Origin of the sequence: Pantoea sp. RSPAM1 (assembly GCF_038816185.1) — a bacterium.
Taxonomy (GTDB): domain Bacteria; phylum Pseudomonadota; class Gammaproteobacteria; order Enterobacterales; family Enterobacteriaceae; genus Pantoea; species Pantoea ananatis.
In genome coordinates, this window is the sequence record NZ_CP046137.1 from 4,082,913 (window position 1) to 4,106,945 (window position 24,033).

A 24,033-nucleotide genomic window follows, 5' to 3' on the forward strand; every position below is an offset into this window, starting at 1 on the left:
TATAGCGGATGTTACGCGATACTTGATGGCGCAGGGTATGACACCTGCGCTATACACTCTGGAGTACTCATGTCTGAGAAAAAAAGCGTTCGACTCTCCGTACTCGATCTGGCCCCTGTTCCTCAGGGCGCCACGCCGCGAGATGCGTTTCACAACTCACTCGCGCTGGCGCGTCAGGCTGAAGCCCTGGGATTCGAACGTTACTGGCTGGCTGAACACCACAATATGACCGGCATTGCCAGTGCCGCCACGTCTGTGCTGATTGGCTATCTGGCCGCGAACACCACAACGCTGCGCCTGGGTTCGGGCGGCATCATGTTGCCGAATCACGCGCCGCTGGTGATTGCAGAGCAGTTCGGCACCCTGGCCTCGCTTTATCCTGATCGCATTGATCTGGGATTAGGGCGTGCACCAGGATCGGATCAGCGCACCATGCTGGCCTTACGTCGCAATTTGTCGGGCATTCAGGCTGATACGTTTCCGGACGATGTCGCTGAGTTGATCAGCTGGTTTGATGCAGAAGCCGACGCACAGCCACCTGTTCAGCCGGTGCCCGGTCTAGGCCTGAAAATTCCGGTGTGGCTGCTGGGTTCCAGCCTTTACAGCGCACAGCTCTCGGCCAAAATGGGCCTGCCGTTTGCGTTTGCCTCGCACTTTGCGCCGGACCAGCTGTTTCAGGCGCTGCATGTCTATCGCGAGAACTTTACGCCGTCAGCTCGCCTTGCAGAACCCTACGCCACGGTGTGCATCAATATCGTTGCAGCGGACACGGAACGTGACGCCCGTTTTCTGTTTACCTCCATGCAGCAGCAGTTTATTAATCTGCGCCGTGGTAAGCCGGGCCCGCTGCCTGCCCCAGTCCAGAATATGGACAGTCTGTGGTCACCGTCCGAACAGTATGGCGTACAGCAGGCGCTGAGCATGTCGCTGGTAGGGGATGTCGAGAAAGTGCGTCACGGGCTGGCTTCACTGCTGCGTGAAACCCAGGCGGATGAGATCATGGTTAACGGGCAGATTTACGATACCCAAGCCCGTCTGCACTCGTTTAAGCTGGCGATGGACGCTGCCCGCAGCCTGTAAAGCAGCAATCGCCCTTCTGGGATAAGCCAGAAGCAGCACAAAAAAAGGGAAGCCCGCAGGCTTCCCTTTTTATTACGACAATTTAGCTCGCTTACGCGTCACGACGACGTGGTGCGGCAGCACCGTCTTCACGACGTGGACCACGACCGCCTTCGCGGTTAAAGCTGCGTCCGCCTTCACGACCACCTTCACGGCGCTCAGAAGAGAAACGACGCTGGCCCTGACCTTCAGGACGCGGACCACGGCGCTCGCCAGCACCTGAACGACGCTCACCACGGCCACCTTCGTGCGGCTGTGCATCACCCAGCAGCTGCATATTCATCGGTTTGTTGAGAATACGCGTACGGGTAAAGTGCTGCAGGACATCGCCCGGCATGCCTTTCGGCAGTTCGATCGTCGAGTGCGTACCAAACAGTTTGATGTTACCGATGTAACGGCTGCTAATGTCGCCTTCGTTAGCGATCGCGCCAACGATATGACGGACTTCAACACCGTCATCACGGCCCACTTCAATACGATAAAGCTGCATGTCGCCAACATCACGACGCTCGCGACGTGGACGATCGCCATCACGGCTTTCACGTGGGCCACGTGAATCACGGCTGTCGCGACGGTCATCACGCTCACGGAATTCGCGGCGAGGAGGACGCGGTGCGTCAGCAGGTACGATCAGCGGACGTTCACCCTGTGCCATTTTCAGCAGGGCAGCAGCCAGCGTTTCGATATCCAGCTCTTCTTCAGGCTGCATCTTCGCCAGCAGTGCACGATACTGTTCCAGATCGCTGCTTTCCAGCTGCTGCTGCACTTTCGCGGCAAACTTAGCCAGACGACGCTGACCCAGCAGTTCTGCGTTTGGCAGTTCAACTTCTGGAATGGTCAGCTTCATGGTACGTTCGATATTACGCAGCAGACGACGCTCGCGGTTCTCTACGAACAGCAGTGCGCGACCTGCACGACCCGCACGACCGGTACGGCCGATACGGTGAACGTAAGATTCTGCGTCCATCGGAATATCGTAGTTAACCACCAGGCTGATACGCTCAACGTCCAGGCCACGGGCCGCAACGTCGGTAGCAATCAGGATATCCAGACGACCATCTTTCAGGCGCTCCAGCGTCTGCTCACGCAGTGCCTGGTTCATATCGCCGTTCAGTGCCGCACTGTTGTAACCGCTGCGCTCCAGCGCTTCAGCCACTTCCAGCGTAGCGTTTTTAGTCCGCACGAAAATGATCGCAGCATCGAAGTCTTCTGCTTCAAGGAAGCGAACCAGTGCGTCAGTTTTACGGCCGTAAGCCGTCCAGTAACTCTGGCTGATGTCTGGGCGCGTAGTCAGGCTCGACTGAATGCGCACTTCCTGCGGATCTTTCATGAAACGCTTGGTAATGCGACGAATCGCCTCTGGCATGGTGGCAGAGAACAGTGCGGTCTGATGACCTTCCGGGATCTGCGCCATGATGGTTTCAACGTCTTCGATGAAGCCCATGCGTAACATTTCATCAGCTTCGTCCAGCACCAGACCACGCAGGTTAGACAAATCTAACGTGCCACGTTTCAGGTGATCCAGCAGACGGCCTGGGGTACCTACGACAACCTGTGGACCCTGGCGCAGGGCGCGCAGCTGCACGTCATAACGCTGGCCGCCGTAAAGGGCAACCACGTTCAGACCGCGCATGTGTTTGGAAAATTCGGTCATCGCTTCAGCAACCTGAACCGCCAGTTCGCGGGTCGGTGCCAGCACCAAAATTTGTGGTGCTTTAATAGTAGGATCAATGTTGTTTAACAGCGGCAGAGAGAACGCTGCCGTTTTACCACTCCCGGTCTGCGCCATACCTAACACGTCACGGCCCGCCAGCAGGTGAGGAATACACTCAGCCTGGATTGGGGAAGGCTTTACGTAGCCCATACCATTCAGTGATTCAAGGATGTCGGCGTTCAGGCCAAGGTCTGCAAAAGTGGTTTGAATATCAGTCATGTAGTACACGTGCCTCGTTGATTGCGGCGGCCAGTCTACATAACTCGTCGTGAAAACTTTCAGTCATTTTCATCAAAAAGTGTGAACCGGCTCAAATTAGAAGTTTTGACGAACAGAAAAGCCCTCATCCCTGAAGATGATGACTTGACAGGTTTTACAGGCAAAAAAGTTCGTCAGCTATTGCTGGTCAGATTCTGATAAATCGTCTTGTGCCTGGCCGAGTTGCGCCAGTTCCAACAATGCGTATCGGTGTTCAACAAAGTTATTCACGTTGTTGGCAACCGCCAGTTTGAACAACGCTTCTGCGTTGTCCTTCTCCCCCAGACTTAGGTAATACTTACCTAAATAGAAGTTGGTTTCACTGAGATGTTCAGCGAGCGAGGTGTTATCCGTTGCGTCCGCCTTAAGACGTTCCATCAGTGTTGCTTCGCTGATGTCGCCCAGGTAGAACTCGACAATATTCCATCCCCATTGGTCCTTAACCGCTTTATCGTAACGCTGCTTGAGCGCCACTTTCGCTTTGTCAGCATCCATCCTGCTTTCAACCAGGTAGAGCCACAAGCTGCGGAAAGGATCGTTAGGATCGTCTTGATAAAACGCCAGCAGATCATCTTGCGCTAACTTGTATCGACCGCCGTAATAGAGGGCGATACCACGATTTAAATGCGCATAGTTGTAAGTTGGATCAAGCTCAAGTACAGAATCAAACGCTTCATAGGCGGCATCAAAGTTGCCCGCCTGCGTTAAGTATATACCAAGATAGTTAAATACTTCTGGCATATCTGGTCTTATAGACAGCGCTTGCGAAAAATCGTTCCGCGCTAATGCCCTCAGACCCAAACTATCATACAACACTCCGCGCTCATATAACAGCTGTGCGCGTTCATCATCGGTAAGGGCTCGACTGGCAAGAATTTGTTCCATGCGAGCCAGAATCACTTCCTGCTGCAGTGTGGGCTGTAAAGGTACTGCAAGAACTTCGTTCTTACGCCAATTGGAGTTGCTGCATCCTGCCAGCGTCAAAGCTGTCGCAACAAAACACCAGCGCAAAAAAGGCTTCATTTCCCACTCCCGAATACAAACATTGGGACAACCGTCCTGTCATCCGCCTGCTGTGCACAAGGATTCCTGCCCTCGCGATGACACAAAAGCCTCTCCCTGCCAGGCAAGGAGAGGCAAATCAGGAACGACTTATTCAGCGTCAGGTGCGCTCTCAGCTGCAACAGCTTCAGGCTTGGTTTCTGTCGCTTCTTTGATGCTCAGACGTACACGGCCTTGGCGATCAACTTCCATCACCTTCACCGGAACTTCCTGACCCATCTGCAGGTAGTCCGTCACTTTCTCAACGCGCTTGTCCGCGATTTGTGAAATGTGCACCAGACCTTCTTTACCCCCGCCGATAGCGACGAAGGCACCGAAATCGACGATGCGGGTCACTTTACCGCTGTAGATACGGCCCACTTCGATTTCTGCAGTGATCTCTTCGATACGACGAATGGCTTCTTTCGCTTTCAGACCATCAGTCGCTGCGATTTTCACCGTACCGTCATCTTCGATCTCGATAGTGGTGCCGGTTTCTTCGGTCAGCGCACGGATAACCGAACCGCCTTTACCAATCACATCTTTGATCTTGTCTGAACTGATCTTGATGGTGTAAATGCGCGGGGCGAACTCAGAGATTTCCTGACGCGGGGTGCTGATAGCCTGTTCCATCACGCCCAGAATGTGCAGACGTGCACCTTTGGCCTGATTCAGTGCTACCTGCATGATCTCGCGGGTGATGCCTTCAATTTTGATGTCCATCTGCAGTGCGGTAATACCATCACGGCTACCGGCCACTTTAAAGTCCATGTCACCCAGGTGATCTTCATCACCCAGAATGTCAGACAGAACAACAAACTTGTCGTCTTCTTTGACCAGGCCCATCGCGATACCGGCAACAGAGGCTTTGATTGGTACACCTGCGTCCATCAGTGCCAGAGAAGCACCGCAGACTGACGCCATGGACGATGAACCGTTTGATTCGGTGATTTCAGATACCACACGAACGGTGTAAGGGAACTCTTCCACTTTTGGCATCACGGCCAGCACGCCGCGCTTCGCCAGACGACCGTGACCAATTTCACGACGCTTAGGCGAGCCTACCATACCGGTTTCACCCACTGAGTACGGAGGGAAGTTGTAGTGGAACAGGAAGCTGTCGGTACGCTCACCCATCAGCTCATCCAGGTTCTGCGCATCGCGGGTAGTACCCAGCGTTGCGGTCACCAGCGCCTGCGTTTCACCACGGGTGAACAGGGCTGAACCATGAGTACGTGGCAGAACGCCCGTACGCACGTCCAGGCCACGGATCATGTCTTTTTCACGGCCATCAATACGTGGCTCGCCGTTCAGGATACGGGTGCGAACAACCGTCTTCTCCAGGCTGTGAACGATGTCGCCGATTTCGGCCGCATCCAGTGATTCGTCTTCCGCCAGTAGCGCAGCAATGGTTTCGTCTTTAATGACGCCAACCTGAGTGTAACGCTCTTGCTTATCAGTAATACGGTATGCATCGCTGATACGGGTTTCGGCCAGCGCCGCAACCCGTGAAATCAGTGCAGTATTTGCCGGCTCTGGCTGCCAGTCCCAACGCGGTTTGCCCGCTTCGGCAACCAGTGAGTTGATGTTTTCAATCACGACCTGCTGCTGATCGTGGCCAAACACCACCGCACCCAGCATCTGCTCTTCAGACAGGATTTCCGCTTCAGATTCCACCATCAGAACGGCGTTCTGTGTACCGGCAACCACCAGATCCAGACGGGAGGTTTTCAATTCGTCAGCCGTTGGGTTCAGCACGTACTGGTCGTTGATATAACCGACGCGTGCCGCACCGATAGGGCCGTTGAAAGGCAGACCTGACAGCGCCAGGGCTGCAGACGCACCGATCATGGCAACGATGTCCGGGTGAACCTGGGGGTTAACTGAAACAACGGTCGCAATAACCTGCACTTCGTTGACAAAACCTTCCGGGAACAGCGGACGCACTGGACGGTCAATCAGACGTGAAATCAGGGTTTCGCCTTCGCTTGGGCGACCTTCACGACGGAAGAAGCTGCCCGGGATACGACCAGCAGCGTAAGTACGCTCCTGATAGTTAACGGTCAGGGGGAAGAAGTCCTGGCCTGGCTTGGTTTTTTTCTGACCAACAACGGTAACGAAGACGGCAGTGTCGTCCATGCTCACCATGACCGCGGCTGTCGCCTGGCGAGCCATCATGCCGGTTTCCAGCGTGACGGTATGTTGACCATATTGGAATTTGCGTACGATCGGATTAAGCAAAATCAAAGTCCTTAACATCGGGGCAGTGCTATAGTGAGCCTGCCATTAATTACCGATCTCCGTTGCATCCTCGCGACTAATGACAACCCTTAACCGCCCCTGCGGTAAAAGCCTCTCATTAGCCGCGCGAACCTCTGCAAACAAAGATCACACCCAACAACAATACATGAGTTTGCTCAGGATTGCTGCGCATTGCTCGAAAAAAGGGGCCATAAAGGCCCCCTTTTCATGAAACTCGCACAAATCCGATCGCCAGATGGTTTTTAGCACACATAAGCGGCCTCCCTGACGATCCGATTTTAAGACTTAGCGACGCAGACCGAGGCTTTCGATCAGGCTGCTGTAGCGTGCAACGTCTTTACGCTTCAGGTAGTCCAGCAGCTTACGGCGCTGAGATACCATGCGCAGCAGACCGCGGCGGCTGTGGTGGTCTTTCTTGTGCTCAGAGAAGTGGCCCTGCAGATGGCTGATCTGCGCGGTCAACAGTGCAACCTGAACTTCAGTTGAACCGCTGTCGTTAGCACCACGACCATATTTAGCAACGATCTCTGCTTTAGCTTCTACGCTTAGAGACATAATAAACTCCAGTTAAATGAATGTATGGGCGCCGATCTCTAATTCAGCATCCCGCTTTAAAGCCGCGCTATTCTACTCTTCGCCAGAGGGCAACGCAAATGCCCAACGCGTAAAGCGCACAACTTAATCCTGATATTCCACCACTAAACGCCGTGGTGCAATCCGGCCATCGTCGGCAACTTCTGCCATACCGATAAATTTGCCTTCTTCGCCTTCGGTGACGCGAACCAGGCCCTGATTGGGTGCCTGACTGGCGTGCACAGGCTGGCCCTGCTTAAAGTAGGCTGCCACATCCGATGACAGGTTGACCGCTGGAAAATCCGCAGCCGGACTGTCCATCGGCAGCAACAGCGGATCAAGCTGTAACGTCAGATCCTCACCTGATGCGCTGGCGTTTGCCTGCAGTGTCTGCAGTTGATCAAGCGTGACCATTCTTTCAAAGGGATAGCGTGCCACCTGTAATCGGCGCAACATGATGACATGCGCACCGCAGCCAAGCTTCTCGCCCAGATCGTCAATGATGGTACGAATGTAGGTGCCTTTCGAGCAGTGAATTTCCAGCTCGAGTTCATTGCCCTGCCAGCGAATAAACTGCAATTCATATACGGTAATCGGTCGGGGCTCACGTTCGATCGTGATGCCTTCGCGCGCATATTCATACAGTTTCCGGCCCTGATGTTTCAGTGCTGAAAACATCGAAGGCACCTGCATGATGTCACCACGAAAACCGTTCAGTGCGGCTTCAAGGTCTGACTGCGTAAAGGTCACCGGACGCGTTTGCACCAGATTGCCATCCGCATCGGAGGTATCGGTGCGCTCACCCAGGCGGGCAATCACACGATAACGCTTATCGGAATCCAGTAAATATTGCGAGAACTTGGTGGCTTCACCCAGGCAGATTGGCAACATGCCCGTCGCCAGCGGATCAAGTGCACCAGTATGGCCTGCACGGTTAGCATTAAAAATGCGCTTAACCTTTTGCAGGACATCATTGGATGACATGCCTTGTGGCTTGTCCAGCAACAAAACGCCATGGACGTCGCGTCCGCGACGACGAGGACGACTCATTACGCCTCCTCGTCATCGTCCGTGGCGTCAGGACCACGACGCTCAACGTCTTTTTTCACCACGTTGGTGACGAGGTTCGACATGCGCATCCCTTCGATCAACGAGTTGTCGTAGAAGAAAGTCAGCTCCGGCACGATACGCAGGCGCATGGCTTTGCCCAGCAGCGTGCGGATATAGCCAGAGGCTTCTTTTAAGGCTTTCAGGCCATTTTTGACGGCTTCTTCATCTTTATCATTGAGGAAGGTGACAAACACTTTGGCATACGCGAGGTCACGAGATACCTCAACGCCAGAAACGGTCACCATCATGCCAAGACGTGGATCTTTGATCTCACGCTGCAGGATCATCGCAATCTCTTTTTGCAGCTCCTGTGATACACGCTGCGGACGGCCAAATTCTTTCGCCATTTTTATATCTCCCAAATAATTCGGGAGGCCAGCGGCCTCCCAAATTGCATCATCAACGCCAGGACTTAAGCGATGGTGCGTTTAACTTCAATCACTTCGAAGACTTCGATCATATCGCCGACACGAACGTCATTATAGTTCTTCACGCCGATACCGCACTCCATGCCATTACGCACTTCGTTCACGTCATCTTTAAAGCGACGCAGTGATTCCAGTTCACCTTCGTAAATCACCACGTTATCGCGCAGTACACGGATTGGGTTGTGACGCTTGATGTTGCCTTCCGTCACCATACAACCTGCGATTGCACCAAATTTCGGCGATTTGAACACGTCACGCACTTCAGCCAGACCGATAATCTGCTGTTTGTACTCAGGTGCCAGCATACCGCTCATCGCAGCTTTCACTTCGTCAATCAGGTTATAGATGACGGAGTAGTAGCGCAGATCCAGGCTTTCAGCATCGATGACGCGACGCGCGGACGCATCGGCACGGACGTTAAAGCCAAGGATAATCGCGTTAGATGCGGCAGCCAGTGTCGCGTCGGTTTCGGTGATCCCACCTACGCCTGAACCGACAATCTTCACCTTCACTTCGTCGGTGGAGAGTTTCAGTAAGGAGTCGGAGATCGCTTCCACAGAACCCTGTACGTCGGCTTTCAGCACGATATTCAGTTCGGACACTTCGCCTTCGGTCATGTTCGCAAACATGTTTTCCAGCTTAGATTTCTGCTGACGTGCCAGTTTCACTTCGCGGAATTTGCCCTGACGATACAGTGCCACTTCACGGGCTTTCTTCTCGTCACGCACCACGGTCGCTTCATCACCTGCCGCCGGAACACCGGACAAGCCGAGGATCTCAACCGGGATAGACGGACCCGCTTCCATCACTTCGCGACCCAGTTCGTCACGCATCGCACGCACGCGGCCGTATTCAAAGCCACACAGAACGATATCGCCTTTGTTTAGCGTACCTTCACGTACCAGAACGGTCGCAACCGGACCACGACCTTTGTCGAGGAACGATTCGATGACAACGCCGCTGGCCATACCGGCACGGATAGCCGTCAGTTCAAGCACTTCAGCCTGCAGCAGAATCGCGTTCAGCAGGTCGTCAATGCCGGTACCGGCTTTCGCAGAGACGTTAACGAACATGTTTTCGCCGCCCCACTCTTCCGGAATAATTCCGTACTGGGTCAGTTCGTTCTTAACACGATCCGGATCGGCTTCTGGCTTATCGCACTTGTTCACGGCAACCACAACCGGCACTTTGGCGGCTTTGGCGTGCTGAATTGCTTCGATCGTCTGTGGCATCACGCCATCATCAGCCGCAACGACGAGGATAACGATATCCGTTGCCTGCGCACCACGTGCACGCATCGCGGTAAACGCGGCGTGGCCCGGGGTATCCAGGAAGGTGATCATGCCGTTATCAGTTTCGACGTGGTATGCACCGATGTGCTGTGTAATCCCGCCCGCTTCGCCAGAGGCGATTTTGGTCGAGCGGATGTAATCCAGCAGTGAGGTTTTACCGTGGTCAACGTGGCCCATAATGGTCACGACCGGCGCACGCGCTTCCTGCGCTGCATCGGTATCACGATCGTCCATTACCGCTTCTTCCAGCTCGTTTTCACGACGAAGGGTCACTTTGTGGCCCATTTCTTCGGCAACCAGCTGTGCGGTTTCCTGGTCGATAACCTGGTTGATGGTCGCCATGGCGCCCATCTTCATCATCGCTTTAATGACCAGAGAACCTTTAACGGCCATTTTGTTAGCCAGTTCAGCAACGGTGATGGTTTCGCCAATCACCACGTCGCGGTTAACGGCCTGAGCAGGCTTGTTGAAGCCCTGCTGCAGCGCGCTTGGCTTGCGATGCTTACCGCCTTTACCGCCACGAACCTGCGCACGGGCTTCTTCGCGATCGGTTTTGGCTTCAGAATGCTTGTTGCCTTTCTTAACCGGACGCGCGGCTTTCGCACTGCGCGTACGGGCACGGCCAGCTTCGACCTGACGATCGTTCTCGTCTTCTGCCTGGCGGGCATGCGTAGAGGTGGTAACGTGGTAGTCGCCCTTATCCTCTTCTTCCGGCTTTTCCCATTCAGCCGCTTTTTCTTCGGCTAAACGACGGGCTTCTTCCGCGGCGAGGCGGGCAGCCTCTTCCAGCTTACGGCGCGCTTCTTCTTCCGCTTTACGCTTCAGTTCGGCGGCTTCCGCTTCACGACGTGCTTTATCGGACTGGGCGGCCTTGGTCACTTCGTCGGTAGGTTGATTAGTCACTTTCTCATTTTCCGCTGCTGCACGCTTGGCCTTTTCAGCGGCTTCGCGCCTGGCTTTCTCTTCGGCTTCACGTTGCGCTTTCTGTTCCGCTTCACGACGCGCTTGTTCAGCGGCCTCGCGTTGCGCCTGCTCTTCCGCTTCACGCTGTGCCTCAGCTTCCGCTTCTGCCTGAGCTTGCTCAGACTCTGCATCACCTTTCACGTACGTACGCTTTTTGCGGACTTCGATTTGCACCGACTTACTTTTACCCCCGGTGCCAGGAATATTCAAGGTGCTACGCGTTTTGCGCTGCAATGTCAGTTTGCCTGAACCGGCCTGACCATGCTTCAGGTGAGACAGTAAGGTTTCTTTCTCGTGCTGGGTCACCGCATCATTTTCAGACTTTGGGATCCCCGCATCAGCAAACTGCTGTACCAGGCGATCGACCGAAGTCTGAATTTCTGCTGCCAGCGATTTTACGGTTACATCTGTCATGCTGTTCCTTCCTGTTATTACGCGTCATCGCCGAACCAGCAGATATTGCGTGCGGCCATAATCAGCGCGCCAGCTTGCTCATCAGTCAGCCCTTCAATATCCGTCAGGTCGTCAACACCTTGCTCGGCGAGATCTTCCAGCGTGCAAACGCCTTTCGATGCCAGACGGAAAGCCAGTGCACGATCCAGACCTTCAAGATTCAGGAGGTCTTCTGCAGGTTCCTGGTTACCCAGGCTCTCTTCTTTTGCCAGTGCCAGGGTGGTTAACGCATTTTTTGCTCGTTCACGCAGGGCTTCAATGGTCTCTTCGTCGAGGCCGTCGATTTCCAACAGCTCGTTGATTGGCACATAGGCCAGTTCTTCCAACGTTGAGAAGCCCTCTTCCACCAGAATGGTGGCGAACTCTTCGTCGATGTCGAGATGTTTAGTGAACATATCGATCGCCGCATGGGCTTCAGCCTGATGCTTGGCCTGCAGATCATCGACGGTCATCACGTTCAGCTCCCAGCCACTCAGCTGTGAAGCCAGACGCACGTTTTGGCCATTACGGCCGATCGCCTGGGCCAGATTGCCAGCCTCAACAGCGATATCCATCGTGTGGTTATCTTCATCAACCACGATTGACGCCACATCGGCCGGAGCCATGGCGTTAATCACAAACTGTGCCGGGTTATCGTCCCACAGCACGATATCGATGCGCTCGCCGCCCAGCTCACTGGACACTGCCTGAACACGCGCACCGCGCATACCCACACAGGCACCGACGGGATCGATACGTTTGTCATTGGTTTTAACTGCAATTTTGGCACGCGAACCCGGATCGCGGGCAGCGGCTTTAATTTCAAGCACTTCTTCGCCAATTTCTGGCACCTCAATGCGGAACAGTTCGATCAGCATTTCAGGTTTAGAACGCGTCACAAACAGCTGCGCGCCGCGTGCTTCAGGACGCACGGCGTACAAAACGCCGCGGATACGGTCGCCCGGGCGGAAGTTTTCACGTGGCAGCATGTCTTCACGCAGGATCACGGCTTCAGCATTATTGCCCAGGTCCAGCGAGATGTTGTCGCGGTTAACTTTTTTCACCACACCCGTGATGATTTCGCCTTCCTGCTCGCGGAACTGGTCTACCACCATCGCACGTTCGGCTTCGCGGACTTTTTGTACGATAACCTGCTTCGCGGTCTGCGTCGTGATACGGTCAAACGTAACAGATTCAATCTGGTCTTCTACGTAGTCGCCCAGATTGAGAGATTCGTCTTCGTAGCGCGCCGCATCAAGCGTTATTTCGCGCGTAGGCTGCGTAACCTGTTCTACGATTTCCCAACGGCGGAACGTGTCGAAGTCGCCGCTTTTACGGTCGATGCTGACGCGTACGTCAATTTCCTGCTCGTACTTTTTCTTGGTCGCAGTCGCCAGCGCGCTCTCCAGCGCTTCGAAGATTTTCTCACGCGGCAGGGCTTTTTCGTTAGAAACGGCTTCTACAACAGCTAAGATCTCTTTGTTCATCCTGGTTAGCCTCAATCCGGACTTTTAAAAGTGGGGGACCAGGTTCGCTTTCTGAATATTACTCAGCGCGAACACCTCGTCGTTACCCTCAACGTTTACCGTTATCATCTCGCCCTCAACAGATTTGATGATTCCCTGCCATTTACGGCGGTTTTGAACGGCCATACGCAGCACCAGGCTCACCTCATCGCCGGTAAAGCGTGCATAATGTTCTGCAGTGAACAGAGGACGATCGAGCCCCGGTGAGGACACTTCAAGGTGGTAAGGCACCGTGATGGGATCTTCCACATCCATCACCGCACTCACCTGGTGGCTGACGTCCGCGCAATCGTCAACATTGATGCCATCTTCACTATCAATATAGATGCGCAGGGTTGATGTGCGACCACGAACGAATTCAATTCCGACCAGTTCGTAGCCGAGCGCTTCTACCGGAGCAGATACCAACTCTGTCAATTTTTGCTCTAATGTGGACAAGCCCACCCCCAAGACATAAAAAAAGGGCCTATAGCCCAGTATTACGATTCGCTAATAACAAAAAACCCCGAATAGTCGGGGCTTTTTATCACTGGACCCTGTATGCCGCATTGCGGCCCGGACGCCCATCCAAAAGAATTTTTTTCAAAACTCGCTGCTTATGCGCCCGTCGATGCATACAGTATATTTGAAAAAGAACTCTAAGGGAAAGTGGTTGCGGGGGCCGGATTTGAACCGACGACCTTCGGGTTATGAGCCCGACGAGCTACCAGGCTGCTCCACCCCGCGTCCGAAAACGTGGCGAATATTACGCCGAACATGCATAAAATGCAAGTAATACTAAGATTTGGTACCGAGGACGGGACTTGAACCCGTAAGCCCTTTCGAGCACTACCACCTCAAGGTAGCGTGTCTACCAATTTCACCACCTCGGTACTGCACTGACTGCGACGCTGTTCTGCCGCTTTTGTCTGACGCTATTTTGCTGCTATTAGTGCGGGATATCATTGCCCGGCGTAGCCGGTTTAGCTGGCTGAGTCTGCTGTTGAGACTGAGCTGGCGCAGTGAGGTTTTCCCACTCGCTTCCTTTGGACGTCTTATTACTGTTCAGGTTACCCAGAATCAGGCTAATCACGAAAAACAGCGTCGCCAGTACTGCGGTCATGCGAGTCATAAAGTTACCCGACCCGTTAGAACCAAACAGCGTGCCAGACGCGCCTGCACCGAATGATGCTCCCATATCAGCGCCTTTGCCTTGCTGCAGCATAATAAGACCGACAAGGCCAATCGCTACAATAAGGAAAACAACTAACAGAGCTTCGTACATAATCAACCTGTTTCCTTGCGCGTAATCCGCACAGTTAAAGCTTCAACCAATATGACGGGGGGTATGTTCATCACCCATCAGAAGCGGGTGTGAATACTAACCAATGGCGCATACCTCTGCAAGTGCAATTTAGCTGTCGCAGGCTGATTGCAGAAAAAAGCGCCATTACGATGATTTTACAGGCAGGAACAGCACGCCGTCCCGGCCTGTCACCTGCATCAGACCGCTTTCACCGCATCCGCAATTTGGTTGGCCAGCGCCGTGACCTGGGCTGCATCCTCGCCTTCTACCATCACGCGGATTAACGGCTCCGTACCGGATTTACGCAGCAACACGCGCCCACGGCCGGCCAGGGTTTTCTCCACGTCCTGCGCCACGGTTTTCACTGTTTCGCTTTCGAGAGGATCGTGTTCACCCGTAAAGCGCACGTTGACCAGCACCTGAGGCAGCATCTTCATCCCTGTACACAGGTCATGCAGGCTCATGTGATTGCGCACCATCGCAGTAAGCACTTGCAAACTTGCTACAATCCCATCACCGGTAGCGATTTTATCCAGCAGAATCACGTGGCCTGAGTTTTCAGCGCCGAGCCGCCAGCCTTTTTCCTGTAATTTTTCGAGCACATAGCGGTCACCCACTTTCGCCCGCACAAAAGGAATGCCCAACTGCTTCAGCGCCAGTTCCAGCCCCATATTACTCATCAGCGTGCCGACAACGCCGCCGCGCAGTTGCCCCTGACGCAGGCCTTCACGGGCAATGATATACAGAATCTGATCGCCATCGACCTTCTCGCCCAAGTGGTCGACCATCATGATGCGATCGCCATCGCCATCATAGGCCAGGCCGATGTCCGCCTTCTCGGCCAGAACGCGCTGCTGCAGCATTTTCAGATCGGTCGCACCGCACTCTTTGTTGATGTTCATGCCATCAGGTTGTACACCAACAGCAATCACCGTTGCGCCCAGCTCACGCAGGACATTCGGCGCGATGTGGTAGGTGGCGCCATTTGCACAGTCCACCACAATTTTCAGGCCACTCAGGCTCAGCTCACTTGGGAAGGTACCCTTACAAAACTCAATGTAACGGCCGGCGGCATCCACAATTCGGCTGGCGCGCCCCAGCAGGGATGATTCCACACAGGTCAGCGGCTTTTCCATTTCCAGTTCAATCGCTTCTTCGACATCATCAGGTAGCTTGGTGCCTTCGGCTGAGAAGAACTTAATGCCGTTGTCGTCAAACGGGTTATGTGAGGCGGAAATAACAATACCGGCCTCAGCGCGAAACGTGCGGGTCAGATAGGCAATGGCAGGCGTCGGCATTGGGCCGGTAAACGCCGCTGACAGCCCTGCGGCGGCCAGTCCTGCCTCCAGTGCAGATTCCAGCATATAGCCCGAAATGCGGGTATCTTTGCCGATAATGATTTTTTTTGAGCCGTGGCGCGCCAGCACTTTGCCCGCGGCCCAGCCGAGCTTTAACACAAAATCAGGGGTAATCGGAGACTCTCCCACTTTGCCGCGAATGCCATCTGTACCAAAATATTTACGATTACTCATGCTCTATCATCCTTTAGCTCTTTGTGTCGCCTCGACCACCCGCATCGCCTCGACCGTTTCTTTTACATCATGAACGCGAATAATGCGGGCTCCCTGCATGGCGGCGATTACCGCACAGGCCAGGCTGCCCGTCAGACGCTGGCCAGGCCCGACATTCAGCAGCTGGCCGATCATTGATTTCCGTGACATGCCAACCAGCAGCGGCAGACCAAAATGGTGAAATTCGCTGAGTCGAGCCAACAGTTCATAATTGTGGCTGAGATTCTTACCGAAACCGAAGCCCGGGTCGAGCAGCAGATTCTCTTTTTTTATTCCGGCCGCCTCGCAGCGGGCAAGTTGCTCAACGAAGTAAGCATCCACTTCGCTGACAATATCTTGATAGGCCGGTGCCTGCTGCATGGTACGTGGCTCGCCCTGCATATGCATCAGGCAAACCGGTAATCCCGTTGCCGCCGCCGCGGCGAGCGCGCCTGGTTCAGACAGCGAGCGCACGTCATTGATGATATGCGCCCCCACTCTGGCGGCTTCAGTGATCACATCTGCCTTTGAGGTATCCACTGAGATCCAGACTTCAAAGCGCTGTGCGATGGCTTCCACCACGGGGATGACCCGCTCAAGTTCTTCCTCAACGCTGACCTCATCCGCGCCGGGACGTGTAGACTCGCCACCCACGTCAATGATGGTTGCGCCGGCATTCACCATTTCGTTGGTATGTGTGAGTGCATCCACTAACGCATTGTGTTTACCACCATCCGAAAAAGAGTCCGGCGTGACGTTAAGAATGCCCATCACATGTGGAAATGACAAATCGAGATGGGAATCACGGGCGAACAATTTCATGGTGATCTACTCCTTGTAGTGCAATGTATAGATGTAAAAAACCCCGGACCAGCCGGGGTTTTATTAAAAGACGTGAAGTCTTATTTGTCGAACTGTTCTGACATGGTGTTGCCTGGATTTGGCGTACGCGGTTCATCGACCGGACGCGGTGCCTTTGGCGTGCCATTGTTGTCAGAATTACTGCTGGTGCCGGGATCTTCCCAGCCCGCAGGCGGACGCACTTCACGGCGTGCCATCAGGTCGTCAATCTGCGGTGCGTCAATGGTTTCGTACTTCATCAGCGCATCTTTCATCGCATGAAGGATATCCATGTTTTCACCCAGAATCTGACGCGCACGCTGGTAGTTTGTATCAATCAGGTGTTTGACTTCCTGATCGATAATACGCGCGGTTTCATCTGACATATGCTTGGCTTTCGCCACAGAACGGCCGAGGAACACTTCACCGTCTTCTTCTGCATACAGTAACGGACCGAGTTTTTCAGAGAAGCCCCACTGGGTCACCATGTTACGTGCCAGGTTAGTCGCCACTTTGATGTCGTTTGATGCGCCGGTTGAGACATGCTCAACACCGTAGATGATTTCTTCTGCCAGACGACCACCGTACAGGGTCGAAATCTGACTTTCCAGTTTCTGACGGCTGGCGCTAATGGCATCGCCTTCAGGCAGGAAGAAAGTCACACCTAATGCACGACCGCGCGGGATAATGGTCACTTTATGCACCGGATCGTGCTCCGGCACCAGGCGACCAATAATGGCGTGACCGGCTTCGTGATAAGCCGTGGACTCTTTCTGCGCTTCCGTCATCACCATGGAGCGGCGCTCTGCGCCCATCATGATCTTGTCTTTGGCTTTTTCGAATTCAACCATCGATACAACACGCTTGTTGCTGCGGGCAGCAAACAGCGCGGCTTCGTTGACCAGGTTAGCCAAATCGGCACCTGAGAAGCCCGGCGTACCGCGCGCAATGATTGCCGCGTCAATATCCGTTGCTAATGGCACGCGGCGCATGTGCACTTTCAGGATCTGCTCACGGCCACGCACGTCTGGCAAGCCAACAACAACCTGACGGTCAAAGCGGCCCGGACGCAGCAACGCGGGGTCAAGCACGTCTGGACGGTTGGTTGCGGCAATCACGATGATGCCTTCGTTGCCTTCAAAACCGTCCATCTCAACCAGCATCTGGTTCAGGGTTTGTTCACGTTCATCGTGACCGCCACCTAAACCGGCACCACGCTGACGACCGACCGCATCGATTTCATCGATAAAGATAATGCACGGTGCCGCCTTCTTGGCCTGTTCAAACATATCGCGCACACGAGATGCACCGACACCGACGAACATTTCAACAAAGTCAGAGCCCGAAATGGTAAAGAATGGCACTTTCGCTTCACCGGCAATCGCTTTTGCCAGCAAGGTTTTACCGGTACCCGGCGGGCCAACCATCAGCACGCCTTTCGGAATTTTACCGCCGAGCTTCTGAAAGCGGCTCGGCTCACGCAGGTATTCAACCAGCTCACCGACTTCCTCTTTCGCTTCGTCGCAGCCTGCAACGTCAGCAAAAGTGGTTTTAATCTGATCTTCCGTCAACATACGGGCTTTGCTTTTACCAAAGGACATCGCGCCTTTGCCACCGCCGCCCTGCATTTGACGCATGAAGAAAATCCACACACCAATCAGCAGTAACATTGGGAACCATGAAATGAAGATAGATGCCAGCAGGCTCGGCTCTTCAGGTGGTTCACCAACCACTTTGACGTTCTTGGTCAACAGGTTATCGAGTAACTTGGGGTCATTGACAGGAATGTAAGTGGTGTATTTATTGCTGTCTTTTTTGATAACGTTAATTTCACGCCCGTTAATACGTGCCTCGCGGACCTGATCCTGGTTCACTTCCGACAGGAAGGTTGAATAATCAACCCTACGGCCATTCGACTCGCTGGGCCCAAAGCTCTGGAAGACCGACATCAGTACGACCGCGATGACTAGCCAGAGAATCAGGTTTTTCGCCATGTCACTCAAGGGATTAACCTCATATTACAACGGTGTTAACAGATAGCGTAGGGTACTATAGATCCTTCGTACATGGAATCGCAGCAGGAATGCCGTGTTATCCATTACGTCAGTTACAGTTTGCGCCCAGTCGCCACAATATAAACTTCACGTGAACGTGAACGTGAAGCGTCAGGCTTACGTATTTTCACTTTCGTAAACAGGGAGCGAATTTCCCGCAGGTATTCATCAAAGCCATCTCCCTGGAACACTTTCACAACAAAACTGCCGCCGGGAGCCAAAATATCACGGCACATATCCAACGCCAGCTCAACCAAATACATCGACCGGGGAATATCTACGGCAGGTGTACCACTCATATTCGGTGCCATATCCGACATGACGACCTGGACCTTCTGCTCGCCCACACGTTCAAGTAACGCTTTGATCACCGATTCTTCACGAAAATCACCTTGAAGGAAATCGACACCAACAATAGGATCCATCGGCAGAATATCACAAGCGATGACGCGACCTTTGGACCCAATTTGCTGTACCACATATTGCGACCAGCCACCGGGGGCAGCACCCAGATCTACCACGGTCATCCCGGGTTTGAAAAGCTTGTCACCCTGTTGGATTTCATCAAGTTTAAACCAGGCGCGCGAACGCAACCCTTTTTTCTGTGCCTGGAGCACGTATTTATCGCTAAAGTGTTCCTGTAGCCAGCGGCTGGAGCTGGCTGAACGCTTTTTACCGGTCATAAAATTTCCAACTAAATCGTCATCGTAGCGATAAATCTGCACGCGATAGGCTGCGTCGATTTGGCGATATACCCGAGATGGCGGTAGAATGAACCGTTTTCAATCCCCGAGTAAGTAAATAATACGATGAATCTAAGTACCAAACAAAAACAGCACCTCAAAGGCCTCGCCCATCCGCTCAAGCCAGTCGTCATGCTCGGAGGCAATGGCCTGACCGAAGGTGTGCTGGCTGAGATTGAACACGCGCTGGAACATCACGAATTGATCAAGGTGAAAATTGCCTCTGAAGAACGTGAAACCAGGCAGCTGATCGTTGAAGCTATCGTGCGTGAAACCCGTGCCAGCAACGTTCAGGTCATTGGCAAAACGCTGGTGCTGTATCGCCCCGCTAAAGAGAGCAAAATTTCTCTGCCACGCTAAGTGGGCAAAGAAAGTGCCATGCTCTTACATGGGATAAAAGGCCGCAGCGCGGCCTTTTTCCTTTCTTTACACTGTACGGCAATGCTTTTCAGACAATTGCACCCTGTCAGATGTACTCCACCTTCAGGATTTCGTACTCGACATCGCCGCCTGGCGTTTTGATAATCGCCACGTCATCGGCTTCTTTCCCCACCAGGCCCCGGGCCATCGGCGAGTTAACAGAAATCAAATTCTGTTTAAAATCTGCTTCATCATCACCCACGATGCGATAGGTAAACTCTTCATCCGTGTCCACGTTCAACACGGTCACCGTTGCGCCAAAAATCACGCGGCCGGTTTTCGGCATCTGAGTGACGTCAATGACCTGCGCATTAGAGAGTTTGGCTTCAATCTCCTGAATGCGTCCCTCACAGAACCCCTGTTCTTCACGCGCGGCGTGGTATTCGGCGTTCTCTTTCAAATCGCCGTGCTCGCGGGCCTCCGCGATGGAGGCAATAATGCGCGGGCGCTTCACCGTTTTCAGCTCATGCAGCTCTTCGCGCAGCCTTTCAGCGCCTCTTAACGTCATCGGAATCTGGTTCATTTTAGCTCCTCGTCATCATTCCTGTTTCACGGTGCATCCTGACCGGTGACTGCAGAAAAAAGCGTTCTGCGGCGCAAGACCTCGTTTTGCAAATAAAAGAAGACTGACCCGGAAAGTGTTCCAGGCCAGAAAAGGTTTTGCAATTTGATACGTATTTTAACCCAGAGTTCCCTGCGGGTCATCGTTTACTTTCCACCGTCCAGGGACGTAGTATTGTCGCCTTCACCTGTCAGTTGCCGCGAGATTATGCGATTTTCACGACTTGTTACCGGATTAACCTGTGCTTTTATGCTGCAGGCACAAGCAGCGCCAGTTGATGAATACATGCAATATCTGCCAGATGGTGCCAATCTGGCTTTGCTGGTGCAAAAAGTGGGCGCATCCACGCCAATTATCGATTACCACGGGAAACAGATGGCACTTCCCGCCAGTACCATGAAAGTGATCACCGCACTGGCGGCATTGCTGGAACTGGGCGGTGATTACCGTTTTCAAACCACCTTTGAAACCAAGGGCGCGCTGGTCGATGGCACGCTTAATGGTGATTTAGTTGCCCGGTTTGCTGGCGATCCCACGTTGGGTCGTCAGGATCTGCGGAATATGGTCGCGGCGTTAAAAAAACAAGGCATCACCCACATCAAAGGTAATCTGGTCATCGATACCTCGGTGTTTGCCAGCCATGATGCGGCGCCTGGCTGGCCGTGGAATGACATGACCCAGTGCTTTAGCGCACCGCCGGCGGCGGCGATTGTGGATAAAAACTGCTTTTCGGTTTCACTCTACAGTGCCGACAAACCGGGCGAAAATGCCTTTATCCGTATTGCGTCCTACTACCCGGCTCACATGTTAAGCCAGGTGCGAACGATTGGGCGCAACAGCGGCGAGGGACAATACTGCGAGCTGGACGTGGTGCCAGGCGAGCTGAACCGCTACACCTTAACCGGCTGTATGCGTCAGCGTAGCGATCCGCTTCCTTTAGCCTTTGCGGTTCAGGATGGCGCGGCCTGGGCAGGCGAAATCCTGAAAGCCGAACTGCGTTCCGCCGGTATTGATTACAGCGGCCATCTGCTGCGTCAGACGCAGGTGACCGAACCGGGCACCGTGCTGGCATCAACACAGTCAGCGCCGCTGCATACGCTGCTGCATATGATGCTGAAGAAGTCCGACAATATGATTGCCGACACGGTGTTCCGCACCATTGGTCATCATTACTTCAACGTACCGGGCACCTTCCGCGCAGGGTCAGATGCGGTTCGCCGCATCCTGCGTGAAAAAGCCAATATTGATTTGGGTAACAGCATCCAGGTGGATGGCTCGGGCCTGTCACGTCACGATCTGATCTCCCCCGCCACCATGATGCAGGTGCTGCAATATATTGCGCAGAACGACAGCAAACTGGATTATATTTCGATGCTGCCGCTGGCCGGACACGATGGTACGCTGCAGTACCGTGGCGGCCTGCACGAAGCCGGTCTGGATGGCAAGGTCTCGGCAAAAACCGGTTCACTGCAAGGCGTATATAACCTTGCAGGCTTTATCACCACCTCCAGTGGGGCACGCGTGGCGTTTGTGCAGTTTCTTTCTGGCTATGCGGTTCCACCGCAGGATCAGCGCACACGCCGTATTCCGCTGGTGCGGTTTGAAAGCCGGCTCTATCGCGATATTAATAAGAATTACTGATTTATGTGATGAAGAGCAGCGGGCGAGCACCTGCTGCTTTTTTTTATTATCGCCAAAAAGTCAGGGGTAACGCCTCGGCTTCAGGCGCGCAACAACCTGTTCAGGATAGCTTCGCCTGTGCACCAGGTCGCATCACCACTGGCCGCATGGCTTTTCTTATGCCCGGCTCTCGCGGAATCGGCACTTGTTTAGTGGGTTATCTGCGCCCCGCCTCACGCTGGCACTCTGGGTAATCGCATAAATTTTCTTAACCGACCCCTCCCGGATTCAGGGACGCTAACGGGGATCGCAGGCAGAGGCGGCAACGTCCTGTCGCCCGGCCCAGTGAACACCTTTCTTTTACCCTTGAGATGCCATGCTGATGTAAAACAGGACAGCCGTGGGCGGTTATCACTACGCTAATTCTTTCGCCTCTGCGTTACGTCACGTGACATCGTCGTGTGGAAGGCGATGACGCAGCCCTGGGGCGCCTGACAATGTCAACGCTCTGGAAACGCGTGGTCTGTCTGGATGCGCCCAATGCGCAGAGCACGCATACGCTGATAGTGCATGTAGACATCATTTTTACCGCAGTGGGTGATGCCTATCCTGAAACCGCCATGCCAGTAGACAGCCGCACTCGGCAGCCCTTTGGCCAGCTGCACGGCAGTGCCTCAGTAGTGTTAGCCGAAACCCCGGACTCTGTGGCGGGTTATCTGGCATCAGAGGATGGCTGCCGCGTGGCGGGCATCGAAGTAAATGCCAGCCATCATCGGGCCGTTTCAGGTGGGCGGGTGCGCGGTATCTGTCGTCCGCTGGATGTGGGGAAGCGGAACCAGACGTGGCAGAGTAGGATTCGTCACGATCAGGATAAATTATGCTGTCGCGCACGGTTTACCGTTGCGGTGCTGGCGCAGCCCTGAAAGAAATCTGCCCCCGTTCCGGTGGAAAGGGGGCAGTCATAAGCGGTCTAGCGCTGGTAGATGATTTCGACGCCTTCGTCGTCATCTTCATCCCAATCGTCATCCCACTCTTCATCTTCTTCAACCGCCGCGGTTTCAATGGCTTCTTTGTGGTAATCGTCCCACATGAACTCCACTTTCTCCGGCTGTTTTTCTTCAACGTCAGCTTCTTTCGGATTGGCGTTGATAAAACTCATGACGTCCCAGCACAGGTCGGTTACGCCCTGACGGCTGGCGGCAGAGATAAGATAGTATTTATCTTCCCAACCCAGCGCCTCAGCAATGGCTTTTGCACGCGCCTGAGCTTCTTCTTCATCAATAAGATCGACTTTGTTAAATACCAGCCAGCGCGGCTTGTTAAACAGCTTATCGCTGTATTTCTCCAGCTCAGCCAAAATAATACGGGCGTTCTCAACCGGATCGCTCTCGTCAATGGGCGCAATGTCGATAAGGTGCAGCAGCACGCGGCAGCGTTCCAGGTGCTTCAGGAAGCGAATACCTAAACCTGCGCCCTCGGCTGCGCCTTCAATCAGACCGGGGATATCGGCCACCACAAAGCTCTGCTCGCTATCCATACGCACCACGCCAAGGCTTGGCACCAGGGTAGTAAACGGATAGTCAGCGACTTTCGGCTTCGCCGCAGAAACTGCACGGATAAACGTGGATTTACCGGCATTCGGTAAGCCCAGCATGCCCACGTCCGCCAACAGCATCAGTTCCAGCTGCAGGTCGCGTTTCTCACCGGGCGTACCCATGGTTTTTTGACGCGGACTGCGGTTTACCGAGGATTTAAAGCGGGTATTTCCCAGACCGTGCCAGCCGCCTTTTGCCACCATCAGGGTCTGCTGGTGACGCGTCATATCACCCAGGGTCTCACCGGTTCCCTGGTCGATAACACGGGTTCCTACCGGCACTTTAACGGTGATATCTTTGCCGCGTTTACCGGTACAGTCGCGACTCTGTCCATTCTGACCACGCTCAGCGCGGAAAGATTTTTCGAAACGATAATCGATCAAGGTGTTAAGGTTTTCGTCAGCCACTAAGAATACGTCGCCGCCGTCACCGCCATCACCGCCGTCCGGGCCGCCTTTCGGGATATATTTTTCACGGCGGAAACTGACACAGCCATTACCGCCATCACCTGCGACGACCAAAATTGTCGCTTCATCTACAAACTTCATTTTCTTTCTCCGTCACACAATCGTCTGCAATACGCTGCAGACGGGTCCGCCAGGGTCTTCTGCGCGACCAGCGGCGGATAAATCTAAACTGACTGACG

At 53.9% G+C, this 24,033-nt stretch carries 20 protein-coding genes and 2 tRNA genes; 4 read left to right on the plus strand and 18 right to left on the minus strand.

Features of this window, described 5'->3' with window-relative positions; all coding sequences use genetic code 11:
• The first annotated feature begins 69 nt into the window (after positions 1-69).
• Positions 70-1,080, plus strand: coding sequence for a luciferase-like monooxygenase (locus GKC68_RS19585; RefSeq protein ID WP_028723071.1), 1,011 nt, complete (start codon positions 70-72; stop codon positions 1,078-1,080).
• Positions 1,081-1,171: 91 nt separating this feature from the next.
• On the opposite strand, the gene GKC68_RS19590 is transcribed toward GKC68_RS19585, so the two are convergent.
• From GKC68_RS19590 to rlmE, 16 genes are all read right to left on the minus strand, one after another.
• Complete coding sequence (locus tag GKC68_RS19590; RefSeq protein WP_028723652.1) at positions 1,172-3,052, minus strand: DEAD/DEAH family ATP-dependent RNA helicase; 1,881 nt, start codon at positions 3,050-3,052, stop codon at positions 1,172-1,174.
• A 177-nt stretch (positions 3,053-3,229) separates the two neighbouring features.
• Positions 3,230-4,114 carry a lipoprotein NlpI gene (gene nlpI / locus GKC68_RS19595; protein ID WP_013024357.1) on the minus strand — a complete coding sequence of 295 codons (885 nt, stop codon included), beginning with the start codon at positions 4,112-4,114 and terminating at the stop codon, positions 3,230-3,232.
• Positions 4,115-4,243: 129 nt separating this feature from the next.
• Entirely contained in the window at positions 4,244-6,373 is a 2,130-nt protein-coding gene (gene pnp / locus GKC68_RS19600) for a polyribonucleotide nucleotidyltransferase (RefSeq protein ID WP_028723651.1), read from the minus strand.
• A gap of 306 nt (positions 6,374-6,679) precedes the next feature.
• A complete protein-coding gene (gene rpsO / locus GKC68_RS19605; RefSeq protein ID WP_006121766.1) occupies positions 6,680-6,949 on the minus strand; it encodes a 30S ribosomal protein S15 in 270 nt (89 codons plus the stop codon).
• Between the two features lie 123 nt (positions 6,950-7,072).
• Positions 7,073-8,017 (minus strand): tRNA pseudouridine(55) synthase TruB, encoded by a 945-nt coding sequence (gene truB, locus GKC68_RS19610; RefSeq protein WP_206115452.1) that lies wholly within the window; start codon positions 8,015-8,017, stop codon positions 7,073-7,075.
• Positions 8,017-8,424 (minus strand): 30S ribosome-binding factor RbfA, encoded by a 408-nt coding sequence (gene rbfA, locus GKC68_RS19615; protein WP_028723649.1) that lies wholly within the window; start codon positions 8,422-8,424, stop codon positions 8,017-8,019. Before rbfA ends, truB begins: the two co-directional genes overlap by 1 nt.
• Before the next feature lie 65 nt (positions 8,425-8,489).
• Positions 8,490-11,174, minus strand: coding sequence for a translation initiation factor IF-2 (gene infB, locus GKC68_RS19620; protein WP_028723648.1), 2,685 nt, complete (start codon positions 11,172-11,174; stop codon positions 8,490-8,492).
• A gap of 17 nt (positions 11,175-11,191) precedes the next feature.
• A complete protein-coding gene (gene nusA / locus GKC68_RS19625) occupies positions 11,192-12,679 on the minus strand; it encodes a transcription termination factor NusA (RefSeq protein WP_028723647.1) in 1,488 nt (495 codons plus the stop codon).
• A gap of 24 nt (positions 12,680-12,703) precedes the next feature.
• Positions 12,704-13,156, minus strand: coding sequence for a ribosome maturation factor RimP (gene rimP / locus GKC68_RS19630; protein ID WP_006121761.1), 453 nt, complete (start codon positions 13,154-13,156; stop codon positions 12,704-12,706).
• Positions 13,157-13,367: 211 nt separating this feature from the next.
• A tRNA-Met gene (locus GKC68_RS19635) sits at positions 13,368-13,444 on the minus strand.
• Positions 13,445-13,503: 59 nt separating this feature from the next.
• A tRNA-Leu gene (locus GKC68_RS19640) sits at positions 13,504-13,590 on the minus strand.
• Positions 13,591-13,646: 56 nt separating this feature from the next.
• On the minus strand, positions 13,647-13,982 hold the full coding sequence (secG, locus tag GKC68_RS19645; protein ID WP_014606749.1) for a preprotein translocase subunit SecG: 336 nt from the start codon (positions 13,980-13,982) through the stop codon (positions 13,647-13,649).
• 218 nt (positions 13,983-14,200) lie between these two features.
• Entirely contained in the window at positions 14,201-15,535 is a 1,335-nt protein-coding gene (gene glmM / locus GKC68_RS19650) for a phosphoglucosamine mutase (protein WP_014606750.1), read from the minus strand.
• A 6-nt stretch (positions 15,536-15,541) separates the two neighbouring features.
• Positions 15,542-16,375, minus strand: a complete 834-nt coding sequence (gene folP, locus GKC68_RS19655) for a dihydropteroate synthase (protein ID WP_028723646.1) — start codon at positions 16,373-16,375, stop codon at positions 15,542-15,544.
• 80 nt (positions 16,376-16,455) lie between these two features.
• The gene (gene ftsH, locus GKC68_RS19660; RefSeq protein WP_015701098.1) at positions 16,456-18,387 is read right to left on the minus strand and encodes an ATP-dependent zinc metalloprotease FtsH; all 1,932 of its coding nucleotides are present in this window, start codon (positions 18,385-18,387) and stop codon (positions 16,456-16,458) included.
• Between the two features lie 113 nt (positions 18,388-18,500).
• Positions 18,501-19,130 (minus strand): 23S rRNA (uridine(2552)-2'-O)-methyltransferase RlmE, encoded by a 630-nt coding sequence (gene rlmE, locus GKC68_RS19665; protein ID WP_014595159.1) that lies wholly within the window; start codon positions 19,128-19,130, stop codon positions 18,501-18,503.
• 126 nt (positions 19,131-19,256) lie between these two features.
• Here rlmE and yhbY point away from each other — a divergent pair, with 126 nt between their 5' ends.
• Entirely contained in the window at positions 19,257-19,550 is a 294-nt protein-coding gene (yhbY, locus tag GKC68_RS19670; RefSeq protein ID WP_013024345.1) for a ribosome assembly RNA-binding protein YhbY, read from the plus strand.
• 106 nt (positions 19,551-19,656) lie between these two features.
• On the opposite strand, the gene greA is transcribed toward yhbY, so the two are convergent.
• Positions 19,657-20,133, minus strand: coding sequence for a transcription elongation factor GreA (greA, locus tag GKC68_RS19675; protein WP_006121754.1), 477 nt, complete (start codon positions 20,131-20,133; stop codon positions 19,657-19,659).
• Positions 20,134-20,379: 246 nt separating this feature from the next.
• Between greA and dacB the strand changes: the two genes are divergently transcribed.
• Complete coding sequence (gene dacB, locus GKC68_RS19680) at positions 20,380-21,813, plus strand: serine-type D-Ala-D-Ala carboxypeptidase (protein WP_047714836.1); 1,434 nt, start codon at positions 20,380-20,382, stop codon at positions 21,811-21,813.
• 476 nt (positions 21,814-22,289) lie between these two features.
• Positions 22,290-22,715, plus strand: coding sequence for a hotdog fold thioesterase (locus GKC68_RS19685; RefSeq protein WP_342656444.1), 426 nt, complete (start codon positions 22,290-22,292; stop codon positions 22,713-22,715).
• A 47-nt stretch (positions 22,716-22,762) separates the two neighbouring features.
• Here GKC68_RS19685 and cgtA read toward each other — a convergent pair whose 3' ends face one another.
• The gene (gene cgtA, locus GKC68_RS19690; protein WP_047714828.1) at positions 22,763-23,935 is read right to left on the minus strand and encodes an Obg family GTPase CgtA; all 1,173 of its coding nucleotides are present in this window, start codon (positions 23,933-23,935) and stop codon (positions 22,763-22,765) included.
• Positions 23,936-24,033 lie beyond the last annotated feature (98 nt).